The organism is Fructilactobacillus sp. X2R6C1 (genome assembly GCF_059901295.1).
Map to the genome: position 1 here is coordinate 1 of NZ_JBWXUZ010000012.1, position 362 is coordinate 362.

1 protein-coding gene is annotated in these 362 nt (G+C 42.8%); it reads right to left on the reverse strand.

Annotation, left to right across the window (positions count from 1 at the left end; all coding sequences use genetic code 11):
- Positions 1–362: mucin-binding protein (locus tag AC6UDF_RS07150; protein WP_500694602.1), on the reverse strand; the 362-nt coding region annotated here is incomplete at both ends.

Below are 362 nucleotides of genomic sequence, written 5' to 3' on the forward strand. Positions count from 1 at the left end.
CCATCAGTGACTAATTCGTAACCTTGGGCCTCTAAGCTGGCAATTTCGTTCTTTGTACTGTAATCAGACTTAGAACCAAACTTACCGTTTAAATTGTCAGTCTTGATAACCCTATTACCATCATCTTGGTCAATGTACTGAACGTGAGCTTGCTCATCGTTAGCAGTGTATGTGACTTTAACGTCTGAATTTTTCGTATCAGTAGTGGCAGTTAAAGCACCAACGGTCGCTTGATCAGGAGTGTAGCCCGTAATGGCTGGTGAATCAACCGAACTAAAGACATCGTTGTCAGATGTCCAAGCACCATAAGTTATCTCACCAGTTACTTCATCAAAGGTGGCGGTTCTGTTGAACGTAACCGT